This window comes from Acidovorax sp. CCYZU-2555 (genome assembly GCF_018413525.1).
Taxonomy (GTDB): Bacteria; Pseudomonadota; Gammaproteobacteria; order Burkholderiales; family Burkholderiaceae_C; genus Comamonas.
This window is the reverse complement of sequence record NZ_JAHCDD010000024.1, coordinates 55,402-70,346: the sequence shown is the minus strand read 5'-3', so window position 1 is coordinate 70,346 and position 14,945 is coordinate 55,402. Positions and strand designations below refer to the sequence as shown.

Below are 14,945 nucleotides of genomic sequence, written 5' to 3'. Positions count from 1 at the left end.
ATAGCGCTCGCCGGCCGCGCCCAGCAGCGTGAACACGAAAGTGAACAGCACCAGCGCCAGCACGAAGCCCAGCGGCTGGCGCAGCAGCGCCTCGACGCTGAACGCGACCAGCGCAAAGCTCAGCAGCGTCGCCGCCAGTGCGCGCGTGCGGCCGCGCCAGCTGTCATCGGTCTCGGCCAGGGCGCTGACGATGATGCCCAGGAACAGCGCGATCACCTGCGGCAGGCGGTCCTGCCACCAGCACAGCACCATGACCGTGCCCAGCGCAATGCTGATGCGCAGCCCATACGCCCACGCACCCTGGGCCAGCGCGCGCTGCACGCTTGTTGAAATACCGGTTCTCACATCGTCCTTTCGTTCACCCAGACCTGCTAGCAAGCTTCGCGCCTGCCGCGGCGTTCAACCCGTGTTGCGCAGCCCGGCGGCAATGCCGTTGATGGAGATATGAATGCCGGTCTGCACGCGGTCGTCGCCCTGCCCCGCGCGCCAGCGCCGCACCAGTTCGACCTGCAGATGATGCAAGGGATCGATGTAGGGGAAGCGGTGGCGGATGGAGCGCGCGAGCGCGGCGTTGTGCGCCAGGCGCTGCTTGTCGCCGGTGATGCGCGTGAGCGCGTCGGCCGTGCGATGCCATTCGGCTTCGATGGCTTCGAAGATGCGCCGGCGCACGCGCGTGTCGCTGACCAGTTCGCTGTAGCGCGAGGCCAGCGCCAGGTCGCTCTTGGCCAGCACCATGTCCATGTTCGACAGCAGCGTGCGAAAGAACGGCCATTGGCGGTACATGCGCTGCAGCAGCGCCATCTGCGCTTTCGCGTCCTTGCCCGGCTGCTGCAGGAAATCCTCCACCGCCGCGCCGAAGCCATACCAGCCCGGCAGCGTCAGACGGCACTGGCCCCAGCTGAAGCCCCAGGGAATCGCGCGCAGGTCTTCGATCTTCTGAGAAGGCTTGCGCGACGCGGGGCGCGATCCGATGTTGAGTTCGGCGATTTCGCGAATCGGCGTGCTGCCGAAGAAATAGGCGGTAAAGCCCGGGGTCTCATAGACCAGCGAACGATAGGCGCCCATGCTGGCCGCGACAGCTGGGCCGCGGCCGCGAGAAACGCGGGCGTCGCCGACTTGGTCGGCTGCAGCAGCGTGGCTTCGAGCGTGGCGGCGACCAGCGTCTCGAGGTTGCGCCGGCCGATTTCGGGGTTGGCATATTTGGAGGCGATGACTTCGCCCTGCTCGGTCAGGCGGATCTGGCCGCGCACAGTGCCCGGCGGCTGGGCCAGGATGGCCTGGTAGCTGGGGCCGCCGCCGCGCCCCACAGTGCCGCCGCGGCCGTGGAACATGCGCAGCCGTATGCCGTGGCTGGCTGCGAGTTCGTCGAACAACTCGACCAGCGCGATCTCGGCGCGGTACAGCTCCCAGTTGCTGGTGAAGATGCCGCCGTCCTTGTTGCTGTCGCTGTAGCCCAGCATGATGTCCTGCTCGCCGCCCGAGCGCTGCACCTGGGCCGCGACGCCCGGCAACTGGTAGTAGGCGCGCATGATGGGCGCGGCATTGCGCAGGTCTTCAATCGTCTCGAACAGCGGCACGACGATCAGATCGGAGCGGCCGTCGCTGTCGAGCGTGCCGTGCATCAGGCCGACTTCCTTTTGCAGCAGCAAGGCTTCCAGCAGGTCGCTGACGGTTTCGGTGTGGCTGATGATGTAGTGGCGAATCGCCTCGCTGCCATAGGCCTCGCGCATGCGCCGCGCGGTCTCGAAAATGGCCAGTTCGCTTTCGGTGTGCGCCGAATACTGCGCGCCCATCACGCGCAGCGGGCGCGCGTCTTCGAGCAGGCGCACCAGCAGCGCCTGCTTGGCGCGCTCCTGCAGGTGGCTGTAATCGGGCTCCAGCCGCGCCGCGGCCAGCAACTCGGCAACGACGATCTCATGCTGGTCGGAGCTTTGGCGCAGATCAACCGTCGCAAGGTGAAAACCGAACACCTGCACCGCGCGTATCAGCGGGCGCAGGCGCTGCGCGGCCAGCGGGCCGCCATGGTGGCTGCGCAGCGAGCGGTCTATCACCTGCAGATCGGCGAGAAACTCCTCGGCGCGCGCATAGCCGTTCTGCGGCGCGACCGCATGGCGCGCGGCGTCGCCGCCGGTCAGCGTCTTGAGGCTCGCGGCCAGGCGCGCGTAGATGCCGGTCAGCGCGCGGCGATAGGGTTCGTCCTGGCGGTGCACATTGGTGTCGGGCGAGCGCTCGGCCAGCGCCTGCATTTCGGGCGTGAGCTGCACCAGATGGGCCGAAAGCGACAGCTCGCCGCCCAGGTAATGCACTTCGGTCAGGTAGTGGCGCAGCGCGACTTCGGCCTGGCGGCGCAGCGCCAGTTGCAGGCTGTCGGCCGTGACGTTGGGATTGCCGTCGCGGTCGCCGCCTATCCACTGGCCCATGCGCAGAAAGCTCGCCACGGGCAGGTCGCCCAGTTCCTGCTCCAGCTCGGCATAGAGCTTGGGAATTTCGCGCAGGAACGTGGCTTCGTAATAAGTCAGCGCGTTCTCGATTTCATCGGCCACCGTCAGCTTGGAACGGCGCAGCAGCCGCGTCTGCCACAGCTGGGCGACGCGCGCGCGCAGCTGGGCTTCGTTGTCGGCAAGCGCGCGCGGCGTGAGCGCGTCTTTCGCGCTGTTGTAGAGCTGGGCGCGTTCGCTGACGTCGTCGCGCGTCGCGAGCAACTGGGCGATGTCGCGCTCGGCCGACAGAATGCTGTGGCGCTGCACTTCGGTCGGGTGGGCCGTGAGCACGGGCGCGACATAGCTTTGCGCCAGCGTCTGGGCAATGGTGCCGGGCGCGATGCCGGCCCAGCGCAGGCGCGCCAGCGCCACGCCTATGCTGCCTTCCTGCGTGTTGCCCGCGCGTTCGTGCAGCGCGCGCCGGCGAATGTGGTGGCGGTCTTCGGCGAGGTTGGCCAGATGGCTGAAATAGGTGAACGCGCGGATCACGCTCACGGTCTGGTCGGCGCTCAGGCTCTTGAGCAGCTTCTTGAGCTGGCGGTCGGCGTCGTGGTCGGCGTCGCGCCGAAACGCCACCGACAGCTGGCGCACCTGCTCCACGAGTTCATAGGCGGCGACGCCGTCCTGCTCGCGAATCACGTCTCCCAGAATCCGGCCCAGCAGGCGGATGTCTTCGATCAGCGGCCCGTCTTTGTCTGTCTTGCGGCCGTTTTTTCCGGCGGAGAGGTCGTCATTCTTGCGAGAAGGGTGGGTCATGGTGGATATTTCCTGAGCCAAAACGAGTGCAGCGCAGCATGCTAGCATTCCCCGTTGCCCTGAGGCCGATGCCGTCGATGCCATGAACACCGCTACTTCCCCCGATTCCCCCCTTGTGATCGCCACGCGCGAAAGCCGCCTGGCCCTGTGGCAGGCCGAGCATGTGCAGTCCCGCCTGCAGGCCCTGGGCCATGCCGTGGAGTTGCTGGGCATGACCACCAAGGGCGACCAGATTCTCGACCGCTCGCTGTCCAAGGTCGGCGGCAAGGGCCTGTTCGTCAAGGAACTCGAAGTCGCGATCGAGGAAGGCCGCGCGCACATTGCCGTGCATTCGCTCAAGGACGTTCCCATGGAACTGCCCGAAGGCTTCGTGCTGGCCTGCGTGATGGAACGCGAAGATCCACGCGATGCCTTCGTCTCGCCCAATTACGCTTCGCTCGAAGACCTGCCCCAGGGCGCGAACGTGGGCACCTCGAGCCTGCGCCGCCAGGTGCTGCTGCAGGCACTTCGCCCCGACCTGAAGATCACGCCGCTGCGCGGCAACCTCGACACGCGCCTGCGCAAGCTCGACGAAGGGCATTACGACGGCATCGTGCTCGCCGCCGCAGGCCTCAAGCGCCTGGGCCTGGAAGCGCGCATCCGCACCTGCTTCGCGATCGAAGACATGCTGCCCGCGGCCGGCCAGGGTGCACTCGGCATCGAAGTGCGCGCCGACCGCGCCGACCTGATCGCCGCGCTCGCACCGCTGAACCATCAGGCCACCTGGCTGGGCGTGGCCGCTGAGCGCGCGGTCAGCCGCGCCATGGGCGGCAGCTGCTCCATGCCGCTGGCCGCGCACGGCATCTGGCATGGCGACGAACTGCACCTGCAGGCCGCCTGGGGCGATCTCGACGGCCAGCTCGCGCTAGTGCAGATCGACGACCATGCCGTGGTCACCACCCACGCGCAAGCCGAAGCGCTGGGCGAATCCGTCGCGGCCCAGCTGCGCGCCGCGGGCGCGCGCATGGCCACGCCCGGCAGCGACACCTGAGCCGCGCGCGCAGCCCCATGCGCCCGGCCCGCATCCTCGTCACCCGCCCCGCGCCCGATGCCCAGCATTGGGCCGACCTGCTGCAGGCGCGCGGCCTGAACGCCAGCGCGCTGCCGCTGATCGACATCGTCGCCTGCACGCCCGCGGCCGCGCAGCTGGAGCAGGCGCGCCGCGACTGCGCCACGCCCGGCCACTACCGCGCCGTGATGTTCGTCAGCGGCAATGCCGTGCAGTTCTTCTTCGACACGGCCGCGCCCCTGCGCCTGGCCGCGCGCGCCTGGTCGCCCGGTCCGGGCACGGCCAGGGCGCTGCAAGCCGTGGGCGTGCCCGCGCAGCAGATCGACGGCCCGCCGCTGGACGCCGCGCAATTCGACTCAGAAGCACTGTGGCCCGAAGTGCGCGCGCAGATCCAGCCCGGCGACCGCGTGCTGATCGTGCGCGGCAGCCAGGGCGCGGCGCCCGCAGCCAACGGCCAGGGCCGCGAATGGCTGGCCGACCAGCTGCGCCAGGCCGGCGCCACGCTCGACTTCATTGCCGTCTACCAGCGCCGTGCGCCGCAATTCACGCCGCAGACCCAGGCCCTGGCACGCGCCGCCGCGCACGACGGCACGCTGTGGCTGTTCAGCAGCTCCGAAGCGGTGGCCAATTTACAACAGGCCCTGCCCGGCACCGACTGGCGCCAGGCGCGCGCGCTCGCCACCCACCCGCGCATAGCCGCCGCCGCGCGGCAAGCGGGCTTTGGCCTTGTACAGGAATGCCGCCCTTCTCTAAATGACGTGGCGGCGTCGATAGAATCAGCACCATGAGTACCGAAGCCGTCCACGATCAGTCTGCCCCTGTACCGCATGCGGCCCAGGGCCTTGCCGCCCCCACAGCGCGCTCCGGCTCGCAACTGGCCCTGTACCTGCTGGGCACGGTCGCCGTGGTCGCGCTGGTCGGCAGCGGCATGCTGTGGCAGCGCATGAGCAGCATCCAGGAACAGCTCGCGCGCCAGAGCGCCGATTCCGGCACCCAGGCGATCGAAGCGCGCACCATGGCGCGCGACGCGCAAGATTTGGCGCGCGACAGCGCGGCCCGCATTTCCGTGATGGAAGCGCGCGTGGGCGAAGTCACGCTGCAGCGCAGCCAGCTCGAAGAGCTGGTGCAAAGCCTGTCGCGCACGCGCGACGACACGCTGATCGTCGACATCGACACCGCGATCCGCATGGCGCAGCAGCAAGCCCAGCTGACCGGCAGCCTTGAGCCGCTGGTCGCCACCTTGCGCAGCGCCGGCCAGCGCATAGAGCGCGCGGCCCAGCCGCGGCTCACGCCCGTGCAGCGCGCCATCGAGCGCGACCTCGAAACCATTTCGCGCCTGGCCGTGACCGACACCGCGGGCCTGCTCGCGCGGCTCGACGACCTGTCGCGCGGCGTCGACGACCTGCCGCTGACGAATGCGGTCGCCAAGCCCAGCGCGGTGCGCGGCGGCACGCATGCACCCGCTCCCGCCCAAGCCCAGGATCCGGCGCTGTCGCCCAGCGATTGGGCCTGGTGGCAGGACTGGGGCACGCGCGGCTGGAACGTGGTGCGCGAAGAAATCTACGATCTGGTGCGCGTGAGCCGCATCGACCAGCCCGAAGCCGTGCTGCTGTCGCCCGACCAGGGCTTTTTCCTGCGCGAAAACCTCAAGCTGACGCTGCTCAACGCGCGCCTGGGCGTGCTCGCACGCCAGTACGACGCCGCGCGCAACGACCTGGTCGCGGCCAGCATGTCCATGGGCAAGTATTTCGACCCGGCGTCGCGCCGCACGCGCAACGCCCAGGCGCTGCTGGAGCAGATCCAGTTGCACCTGAAGAGCAACGAGCAACCCTCCCTGGACGAAACCCTGGCCGCGCTGACCACAGCCGCCGCCGGGCGCTGATCCGCACGACGAGGAATATTCATGCGCGCTGCACTTTGGTTCATCGGCCTGTTTGGCATCGCTGTCGCGGTGGCCTTGTTCGTGGGCAACAACCAGGGCACGGTCACCCTGTTCTGGCCGCCCTATCGCATCGATCTGTCGCTCAACATGGTGTTGCTGCTGCTGGTCGCTTCCTTCGTGCTGTGCCATGCGGCGCTGCGCGGGCTGTCGGTGCTCACCCAGCTGCCGCGCCAGGCGCGGCGCTGGCGCGAGCAGCAAAAGGAACGCGCCATGCACCATGCGCTGCTCGACGCGCTGTCGCATCTGCAGGCCGGACGCTTCCTGCGCGCGCGCAAGTCTGCGCTGTCGGCGCTGGCGCTCGAAGAATCGCTTTCCACGGCACTGGCCGACGTGCCCCATGGCCGCCAGCTGCGCGCCACGGCGCACATGGTCGCGGCCGAAGGTTCGCACGCACTGCAGGACACCCCGCAGCGTGAAATCCATCTGGCCCAAGTGCTCGAATGCGCGCCGCACGACGGCACGGCCGTCGAACAGGAAACCCGCGAAGGCGCGCAGATGCGCGCCGCGCGCTGGGCGCTCGACGACCGCGACGCGCTGCTGGCGCTCGAACGCCTGGCCGCCCTGCCCCAGGGCGCAAGCCGGCGCACGCTCGCGCTGCGCATCAAGCTCAAGGCCGCGCGCCTCGCACGCCACACCGAAAACGCGCTCGAGACCGCGCGCGTGCTGGCCAAGCACCGTGCGTTCTCACCCGCGGCCTCGGCGAGCATCGTGCGCGGACTGGTGCTCGAACTGATTCACGACACGCGCGACACCGGTCGCCTACAGCAACTCTGGCTGGACCTGGATCCCGACGAGCGCGCCATGCCCGAAATCGCCGTTCCCGCGGCGCGCCAGCTGGTGCGCCTGGGCGGCGACCTGTCGCAGGCACGTGCCTGGCTGCTGCCGGTGTGGGACTACGCGACCGCGCGCATGGACGTGTTGAGCGACAGCCAGATGCAGACCCTGGTGCTCGCGCTGCAAGACTGCCTCGACGGCATCGACAGCCAGTGGCTGGCGCGCATCGAAAGCGCGAGCCGCAACAACCCGCGCGAGCCCCGCCTGCAATACCTGGCGGGCATGGCCTGCGTGCAGCGCCAGCTGTGGGGCAAGGCCCAGCAGCAACTGACCCAGTGCGCACCGCAACTGGGCCCCGGGCCGCTGCGCGTGCACGCCTGGCAGCAACTCGCGCGCATGGCCGAGCACCGCAACGACAGCGAAGCCGCGGCCGCGGCGTGGAAGCAGGCAGCGCTGGGGATTTGATTTCTGGCCTGAGCCTGTTGAACGATCAACGGGTACTTATCTCGTAGAGGGCGGGCTTGGACAAGCCCGGCCCTGAGGGGTTTCGCGCCCTCTTGCAGCGCTCCAGGCGCGTCCTGAACGGCTTGACTTCATCTTTTTTGAACTCAACCATCAATCTCACTGAACTCTTTTCATTCCAACGCTTCCTATACTGGGAAAAACATGCCAACCGGCATGTGACGGACAGCCCGCCAATTCCCAGCCATGTCTTCAAAATCAATAACAACCCACGCTCCCGCCCGCTATACCGCCACTGCCAAGCTGCTGCATTGGTTTCTGGCACTGGCCTTGATCGCCGCCATCGGCATTGGCCTGTACATGGTCAGCCTGTCGTTCTCACCCCAGCGCCTGAAGCTGTACAACTGGCACAAGTGGCTGGGAGTTTCCATCCTGGCCTTGAGCCTGCTGCGCCTGGGCTGGCGCCTGGCGAACAAGCCGCCCGCGCTGCCCGCAGCCATGGCAGCCAAGATGCCCGCCTGGCAACACAAGGCCCACCACGGCACCCACCACGCGCTGTATGCGCTGTTCTTCCTGGTGCCGCTGCTGGGCTGGGCCTATAGCTCGGCCGCGGGCTTTCCCATCGTCTTTCTGGGCCTGGTGCCGCTGCCCGACTGGGTGCCCGTGAGCAGCTCGCTGGCCGAAACCATCAAGCCATTGCACCAGTGGAGCGCCTATGCGCTAGCCGGCCTGATCGTGCTGCACATCGCCGCCGCGCTAAAGCACCAGCTCATCGATCGCGACGGCCTGCTGCTGCGCATGCTGCCCGAGCGCCGCGGCTGAACCCAACGCCCGCACCTGCGCCCACTTTCTGCCTTGATTTTCTTGAATATCCGGAGTTTTTTCATGACCTTGCGTACCCTGGTTTCCTCCCTCGTCCTGGCCAGCAGCGTGCTGGCCCCCGCCGCGTTTGCCCAGCAAAAGCTCGTGCCTGCCCAAAGCTCGGTGGGCTTCACCATCAAGCAGATGGGCGTGCCGCTGCAAGGCCAGTTCAAGCAGTTCGACGCCAATGTGCAGTTCGACACCGCCAAGCCCGAAGCCAGCAAGATCCAGTTCACCGTCAACACCGGCAGCGCCACCATGGGCTCCAAGGAAACCGACGCCGAGATGCCCAAGGCCACCTGGTTCAACGTGCCCGCGTTTCCCCAGGCACGCTTCGAGTCCACGGCCGTCAAGGCATTGGGCGGCGGCAAGTACCAGGTCGACGGCAAGCTGAGCATCAAGGGCCAGTCGCAGAACGTGAGCATGCCCGTGACGCTGACGCAAAACGGCGCCACGACCATTGCCGCGGGCACGCTGCCGATCAAGCGCCTGGCGTTCAAGATCGGTGAAGGCGAATGGACCGACACCTCGATGGTTGCCGATGACGTCCAGGTCCAGTTCAAGCTCGCGCTGACCGGCGTCGGAAAAATTTGAAGCACCCCCTGAGCGACTTACGTCGCTTCCCCCTCTCAACCTTCGGTGGAGGGGGACGACACCATCGCTGCGGGGCGGCCCTTGCTCGGTGTCCCCTTGCTGGGACACGCCAGTTTCGTGAGTTATCGGCACCATTTGGCAACTGACTTCGTCCCGGCGAGGCCCTTTACCACACGGTTTTTTCATTGGTTTTTTCCACTCAGGAGTTTTTACATGCGCACCACGCTTTTCGCTCTCGCCGCCGCCGGCCTGTTCGCTTCCGTTGCCCAGGCCGCACCCGCGACCTACGCCATCGACCCGACCCACACTTTCGCGACGTTCGAGATCGACCACATGGGTGCGACCACCAACCGCGCACGCTTCGACAAGAAGCAAGGCACGGTCGAGTTCGACCGCGCCGGCAAGACCGGCAAGGTGGAAGTGACGCTCGACATGACGTCGGTGAACTCGGGTACGCCCGGCTTCGACAAGCACCTGCAAAGCGCCGACATCTTCAATGTCGCCAAGTTCCCCACCGCCAAGTTCGTTTCGGACAAGTTCGTGTTCGACGGCGACAAGGTCAAGGAAGTCACCGGCCAGCTGACGCTGCTCGACAAGACCCAGCCCGTGACTTTCAAGGCCAACAAGTTCAACTGCTACCCCAGCCCCATGCTGCAAAAGCGTGAAGTCTGCGGCGGCGACTTCGAAGCCACGATCGACCGCACGGCCTTCGGCCTGGACTACGGCGTGAACTTCGGCGCGGCCAAGCAAGTGCGCCTGGTTCTGCAGATCGAAGCCGTCAAGCAGTAATCCGCGCTCGCCCTTGCGGGCAGCCAAAGGCCGGTACTTCGCAAGAGGTACCGGCCTTTTTTGTGCCCGTGCCAAAACGCTTCAATAAAAAAATTACGTTTAGGTGAATTGATTTAAAATAGAGAAACTCACTTTTCCAGGAGACTTCCATGGCCGCCCTCTCCCCCCTGTCTGCACTGCCGCCCGCCGCGCCCATCCAGCAGCTGCACCACTTCGCCTACAAGGCGCGTGATGCCGAGGAAACGCGCCACTTCTACGAAGACATCCTGGGCCTGCCGCTCTATCACATCATCCAGAGCGACTACGTTCCCAGCACCGGCGAATACTGCCCCTACACACACTTCTTCTTCCGCCTGCAGGACGGCTCGTTCATCGCCTTCTTCGACCTGGGCGACGACCTCGCGGCTGAGCCTTCGCCCAATACGCCGGCCTGGGTCAACCACATCGCGTTTCGCGTCAACACCGTCGAGGAACTCGAGAACGCCAAGGTGCGGCTGCAAGCCCATGGCGTCGAAGTGCTGGGCGTGACCGACCACCACATCTTCAAGAGCATTTACTTCTTCGACCCCAACGGCATTCGCCTGGAGCTATCGGCCCAGCTCGCCGATGCAGTACAGATGGCCAAGGAAAGCACCACGGCCCATGCGCGCCTGGCCGAATGGACCGAGCGCAAGAAGCAGTGGCGCAGCGAGCGCGCGGCCGGCAAGACCGGCGAAACGCTCAAGCCGCAAGGCAACGATCGCCCTGAATTCGTGCCCGAAAAGACCCAGGCCTGAGGGCTTTGCGACGGATATTGCGCCCGGCCCGCCCGCAGACCGGCAGGGTCGGTAAAATCAACGCCAATCCGTCATCTACTAACCCCTGTGGACGGCATCTTCCCCCTTCAATGGGGGCGATGCCGTTTGCATTGGCACCCCCTCCATGAGCGACTCCATTGCACAGCCGGGCCTCGACAGCCTCTCCAAATCCTTTGAACCCGCAGCCCTCGAGGCCCATTGGGGACCCGAGTGGGAAAAGCGCGGCTACGGCGCGGGCGGCGTGCGCGGCACGGGCCAGGCCGATACCAGCCAGCCTTCGTTCTCCATCCAGCTGCCGCCACCCAATGTGACCGGCACGCTGCACATGGGCCATGCGTTCAACCAGACCATCATGGATTCCCTCACGCGCTACCACCGCATGAAGGGCTTCAACACCACCTGGGTGCCGGGCACCGACCACGCGGGCATCGCCACGCAGATCGTCGTCGAGCGCCAACTGCAGGAACAAGGCATCAGCCGCCACGACATGGGCCCCACGCCCACCGAAGCGCGCAAGAACTTCGTCAGCAAGGTCTGGGAATGGAAAGAGCAGTCGGGCAACACCATCACCACGCAGATGCGCCGCATGGGCGACAGCGTCGACTGGGAGCGCGAGTACTTCACCATGGACCCCAAGCTGTCCACGGTGGTCAACGAAACCTTTGTGCGTCTCTATGAGCAAGGCCTGATCTACCGCGGCAAGCGCCTGGTGAACTGGGACCCGAAGCTGCAATCCGCGGTCTCCGACCTCGAAGTCGAGAGCGAGGAAAAGGACGGCTGGCTGTGGCACATCGCCTATCCTTTGAGCGATGGCTCGGGCCAGCTTGTGGTCGCCACCACGCGCCCTGAAACCATGCTCGGCGATACCGCCGTGATGGTCCACCCCGAAGACGAACGCTATGCGCACCTGATCGGCAAGACCGTGACGCTGCCGCTGGTGGGCCGCGAGATTCCCGTCATTGCCGACGACTACGTCGACAAGGAATTCGGCACCGGCGTGGTCAAGGTCACGCCCGCGCACGACCCCAACGATTACCAGGTCGGCCAGCGCCACAACCTGCCGATGATCGTCGTGCTGACGCTGCAGGCCACGGTGAGCGAAGAAGCGCCTGAAAAGTACCGCGGCATGGACCGCTTCGTGGCGCGCAAGGCCATCGTTGCCGATCTGGACGCGCTGGGCCTGCTGGTCGAGACCAAGAAGCACAAGCTGATGGTGCCCATCTGCACGCGCACCGGCCAGGTCGTCGAGCCCATGCTCACCGACCAGTGGTTCGTCGCCATGACCAAGGTCGGCGAAGGCGATGCCACGGGCAAGTCGATCACGCAGAAAGCCATCGACGCCGTGGCCTCGGGCGAAGTCAAGTTCGTGCCCGAGAACTGGGTCAACACCTACAACCAATGGATGAACAACATCCAGGACTGGTGCATCTCGCGCCAACTGTGGTGGGGCCACCAGATTCCCGCCTGGTACGACGAAGACGGCAATGTGATCGTCGCGCGCGACGAAGCCGAAGCCCAGGCCAAGGCGCCCGGCAAGACGCTGCGCCGCGACGAAGACGTGCTCGACACCTGGTACTCGTCGGCACTGGTGCCGTTCAGCACCATGGGCTGGCCCAACCAGACCGACGCCTCCGACGACGACTTCAACCTCTACCTGCCCTCCTCGGTGCTGGTGACCGGCTACGACATCATCTTCTTCTGGGTCGCCCGGATGATCATGATGACCACGCACTTCACGGGCCGCGTGCCGTTCAAGCATGTCTACATGCACGGCCTGGTGCGCGACGCCCAGGGCAAGAAGATGTCCAAGTCCGAAGGCAATGTGCTCGACCCGGTCGATCTGATCGACGGCATCGACATCGACGCGCTGCTCGACAAGCGCACTGTCGGCCTGCGCAAGCCCGAGACCGCACCCCAGGTGCGCAAGAACACGCAAAAGGAATTCCCCGAAGGCATTCCCGCCTACGGCGCCGATGCGCTGCGCTTCACCTTCGCCGCGCTGGCCTCGCTGGGCCGCTCGATCAACTTCGACAGCAAGCGCTGCGAAGGCTATCGCAACTTCTGCAACAAGCTCTGGAACGCCAGCCGCTTCGTGCTGATGAACTGCGAAGGCCAGGACTGCGGCCTCAAGGACCACGCCAAGGCGCAATGCCAGACCGGCGGCGCGTTCGAAGGCTACATGGAGTTCAGCCAGTGCGATCGCTGGATCACCTCGCAGTTGCAGAAGGTCGAAGCCGAGATCGAAAAGGGCTTTGCCGAGTTCCGCCTCGACAACGTCGCCAACACGCTCTATGACTTCGTCTGGAACGAGTTCTGCGACTGGTACCTCGAAATCGCCAAGACCCAGATCCAGCACGGCAGCGAAGCCCAGCAGCGCGCCACGCGCCGCACGCTGATCCGCACGCTCGAAGCCATCCTGCGCCTGGCCCACCCCATCATTCCGTTCGTCACGGAAGAGCTGTGGCAAAAGGTCGCCCCCGTCGCCGGCCTGCCTGGCGAGTCGGTGAGCATTGCGCGCTACCCACAGGCCCAGCCCGAGAAGATCGACGAAGCCGCGATCGCCCATGTGGCGCGCATCAAGTCGATGGTCGACGCCTGCCGCACGCTGCGCGGCGAAATGAACGTCTCGCCTGCTCAGCGCGTGCCGCTGTTCGCCGTGGCCGGCAATGCCGAGGAAAGCGCGTTCCTGCGCACCGTGGCCCCCGTGCTGCAGGCGCTGGCCAAGCTCAGCGAAGTCAAGGTGTTCGATGACGAGGCCGGCTGGGCCGCAGCCGCCCAGGCCGCGCCCGTGGCCGTGGTCGGCGACATCCGCCTGTGCCTGTTCATCGAAATCGACATCGCCGCCGAGAAGATCCGCCTGGCCAAGGAAGCCGCGCGCATCGAAGGCGAAATCGCGCGTGCCAACGTGAAGCTGAGCAACGAAGCTTTCGTCGCCAAGGCGCCGCCGGCCGTGATCGATCAGGAAAAGAAGCGCGTCGCCGAGTTCGGTGCCACGCTCAACCGCCTGCGCGACCAGCTCGCTCGCCTGGGCTGATACCAGCACCGCCGGGGGCCTGCCCCCCGGCGCGCTGCGCTCGCCGTCCCCCGCTTCCCGTAGAGAGACTCCATGCCCACCACCAAAACCATCGTGCGCAAAGCCGTATTTCCCGTTGCCGGTCTGGGCACACGCTTCCTGCCGGCAACCAAGGCCTCGCCCAAGGAAATGCTGCCCGTGGTCGACAAGCCGCTGATCCAGTACGCCGTGGAAGAGGCCTATGCCGCGGGCATACGCCACATGATCTTCGTCACCGGCCGCAGCAAGCGCGCCATCGAGGACCATTTCGATACCGCCTACGAACTCGAGAACGAACTGGAAGCGGCCGGCAAGCAGGAGCTGCTCGAACTCGTGCGTTCGATCCAGCCCGACGACATGAACTGCGCATTCGTGCGCCAGCACCGTTCACTGGGCCTGGGCCATGCGGTGCTGTGCGCCGAAGCGCTGGTCGGCGACGAGCCGTTTGCCGTGCTGCTGGCCGACGATCTGATGGTCGGCCCCGAAGGCGGCAAGCCCGTGCTCGCGCAGATGACCGAAGCGTTCCAGAAGCAGGGCCGCTCGCTGCTGGCCGTGCAGGAAGTGCCGCTGGACCAGGTCAAGCGCTACGGCATCGTCGCCGGTGAAGCCGCGGGCGGCGCACTGATGCGCGTCGACCGCATCGTCGAAAAGCCCGCGCCCGCAGACGCGCCTTCGCGCATGGGCGTGGCCGGCCGCTATGTGCTCACGCCGCGCATCTTCCACGAAATTCGCAACCAGCCTCAAGGCGTGGGCGGCGAAATCCAGCTGACCGACGCGATCGAACGCCTGATGGCGCACGAAGCCGTCTATGCGTTCCAGTACCAGGGCAAGCGCTACGACTGCGGCAGCAAGGAAGGCTTTCTGCAGGCCACGGTGGAATTGGCACTGCAGCACCCGCAGGTCGGCGACGACTTCCGGGCGTATCTCAAGACGCTGGCGCTTTAATCTTTTACCTGTTCATCATGAGCCTTGCGCAAGGCTCAACGCAACCGTTCGTCCTGAGCGGGGTAAGCGAGACGGGGTCTCGCAAGGCGTTCAAAAGAAATAGCGGGCTTCAAAATCCCCGTTCGCCCTGAGCCTGTCGAAGGGTGAACGGCCTGCCCTCCACATGACAATACCGCTCACCCTGAGCTTGTCGAAGGCTGCAAGGGCTCAGCGCCTACGCAATATGTGAATGAACTCGCTGCCCTGCGTCTGCTGCTCGACCAGTTCATTGCCGGTCTGCTTGGCAAATGCCTGGAAGTCGCGCATCGAGCCGGTGTCCGTGGCGACCACCTTGAGCAGCTGACCGGTCACCATCTCCGCCAGGGCCTTCTTGGCCTTGAGGATGGGCAGAGGGCAGTTAAGACCGCGGGTATCGATTTCTTTGTGGATGTCCATAGCGCTGCAT

Annotated in this window: 12 protein-coding genes and 1 pseudogene; 10 read left to right on the top strand and 3 right to left on the bottom strand. The window is 66.1% G+C overall.

What is annotated here, in order from left to right; all coding sequences use genetic code 11:
• Both KHY18_RS10765 and ppc read right to left on the bottom strand, forming a co-directional pair.
• The coding region (locus tag KHY18_RS10765) for an FUSC family membrane protein (protein WP_349630273.1) at positions 1-345 on the bottom strand (345 nt) is incomplete at its 3' end.
• 54 nt (positions 346-399) lie between these two features.
• Positions 400-3,236, bottom strand: a pseudogene (ppc, locus tag KHY18_RS10760) (phosphoenolpyruvate carboxylase).
• An 82-nt stretch (positions 3,237-3,318) separates the two neighbouring features.
• Here ppc and hemC point away from each other — a divergent pair.
• The 10 genes from hemC to galU all read left to right on the top strand — a co-directional run bounded on the left by hemC (position 3,319) and on the right by galU (position 14,500).
• Positions 3,319-4,266: a hydroxymethylbilane synthase gene (gene hemC, locus KHY18_RS10755; protein WP_213299199.1), complete on the top strand. Its 948-nt coding sequence runs from the start codon at positions 3,319-3,321 to the stop codon at positions 4,264-4,266.
• Positions 4,267-4,283: 17 nt separating this feature from the next.
• A complete protein-coding gene (locus KHY18_RS10750; RefSeq protein ID WP_213299196.1) occupies positions 4,284-5,072 on the top strand; it encodes a uroporphyrinogen-III synthase in 789 nt (262 codons plus the stop codon).
• A complete protein-coding gene (locus KHY18_RS10745; protein ID WP_213299193.1) occupies positions 5,069-6,166 on the top strand; it encodes a uroporphyrinogen-III C-methyltransferase in 1,098 nt (365 codons plus the stop codon). Before KHY18_RS10750 ends, KHY18_RS10745 begins: the two co-directional genes overlap by 4 nt.
• A 21-nt stretch (positions 6,167-6,187) precedes the next feature.
• Positions 6,188-7,465, top strand: coding sequence for a heme biosynthesis HemY N-terminal domain-containing protein (locus KHY18_RS10740; protein WP_213299190.1), 1,278 nt, complete (start codon positions 6,188-6,190; stop codon positions 7,463-7,465).
• 243 nt (positions 7,466-7,708) lie between these two features.
• Entirely contained in the window at positions 7,709-8,284 is a 576-nt protein-coding gene (locus tag KHY18_RS10735; RefSeq protein ID WP_213299187.1) for a cytochrome b, read from the top strand.
• Positions 8,285-8,347: 63 nt separating this feature from the next.
• Positions 8,348-8,917: a YceI family protein gene (locus tag KHY18_RS10730; protein ID WP_213299184.1), complete on the top strand. Its 570-nt coding sequence runs from the start codon at positions 8,348-8,350 to the stop codon at positions 8,915-8,917.
• A gap of 213 nt (positions 8,918-9,130) precedes the next feature.
• Positions 9,131-9,706, top strand: coding sequence for a YceI family protein (locus KHY18_RS10725; protein WP_213299181.1), 576 nt, complete (start codon positions 9,131-9,133; stop codon positions 9,704-9,706).
• A gap of 149 nt (positions 9,707-9,855) precedes the next feature.
• Positions 9,856-10,482, top strand: coding sequence for a VOC family protein (locus tag KHY18_RS10720; RefSeq protein ID WP_213299178.1), 627 nt, complete (start codon positions 9,856-9,858; stop codon positions 10,480-10,482).
• A gap of 145 nt (positions 10,483-10,627) precedes the next feature.
• Entirely contained in the window at positions 10,628-13,537 is a 2,910-nt protein-coding gene (locus KHY18_RS10715; protein WP_213299175.1) for a valine--tRNA ligase, read from the top strand.
• 72 nt (positions 13,538-13,609) lie between these two features.
• Entirely contained in the window at positions 13,610-14,500 is an 891-nt protein-coding gene (gene galU, locus KHY18_RS10710; protein ID WP_213299172.1) for a UTP--glucose-1-phosphate uridylyltransferase GalU, read from the top strand.
• A 207-nt stretch (positions 14,501-14,707) separates the two neighbouring features.
• Here galU and KHY18_RS10705 read toward each other — a convergent pair whose 3' ends face one another.
• A complete protein-coding gene (locus tag KHY18_RS10705; protein ID WP_213299168.1) occupies positions 14,708-14,935 on the bottom strand; it encodes a sulfurtransferase TusA family protein in 228 nt (75 codons plus the stop codon).
• Between the last annotated feature and the right edge of the window lie 10 nt (positions 14,936-14,945).

Coding starts and splice junctions, on each gene's coding strand:
- KHY18_RS10715 (WP_213299175.1), top strand. CDS start 10,628: ATGAGCGACTCCATTGCACAGCCGGGCCTCGACAGCCTCTCCAAATCC.
- KHY18_RS10740 (WP_213299190.1), top strand. CDS start 6,188: ATGCGCGCTGCACTTTGGTTCATCGGCCTGTTTGGCATCGCTGTCGCG.
- galU (WP_213299172.1), top strand. CDS start 13,610: ATGCCCACCACCAAAACCATCGTGCGCAAAGCCGTATTTCCCGTTGCC.
- KHY18_RS10735 (WP_213299187.1), top strand. CDS start 7,709: ATGTCTTCAAAATCAATAACAACCCACGCTCCCGCCCGCTATACCGCC.
- KHY18_RS10705 (WP_213299168.1), bottom strand. CDS start 14,935: ATGGACATCCACAAAGAAATCGATACCCGCGGTCTTAACTGCCCTCTG.
- KHY18_RS10730 (WP_213299184.1), top strand. CDS start 8,348: ATGACCTTGCGTACCCTGGTTTCCTCCCTCGTCCTGGCCAGCAGCGTG.
- KHY18_RS10720 (WP_213299178.1), top strand. CDS start 9,856: ATGGCCGCCCTCTCCCCCCTGTCTGCACTGCCGCCCGCCGCGCCCATC.
- KHY18_RS10745 (WP_213299193.1), top strand. CDS start 5,069: ATGAGTACCGAAGCCGTCCACGATCAGTCTGCCCCTGTACCGCATGCG.
- KHY18_RS10750 (WP_213299196.1), top strand. CDS start 4,284: ATGCGCCCGGCCCGCATCCTCGTCACCCGCCCCGCGCCCGATGCCCAG.
- KHY18_RS10725 (WP_213299181.1), top strand. CDS start 9,131: ATGCGCACCACGCTTTTCGCTCTCGCCGCCGCCGGCCTGTTCGCTTCC.
- hemC (WP_213299199.1), top strand. CDS start 3,319: ATGAACACCGCTACTTCCCCCGATTCCCCCCTTGTGATCGCCACGCGC.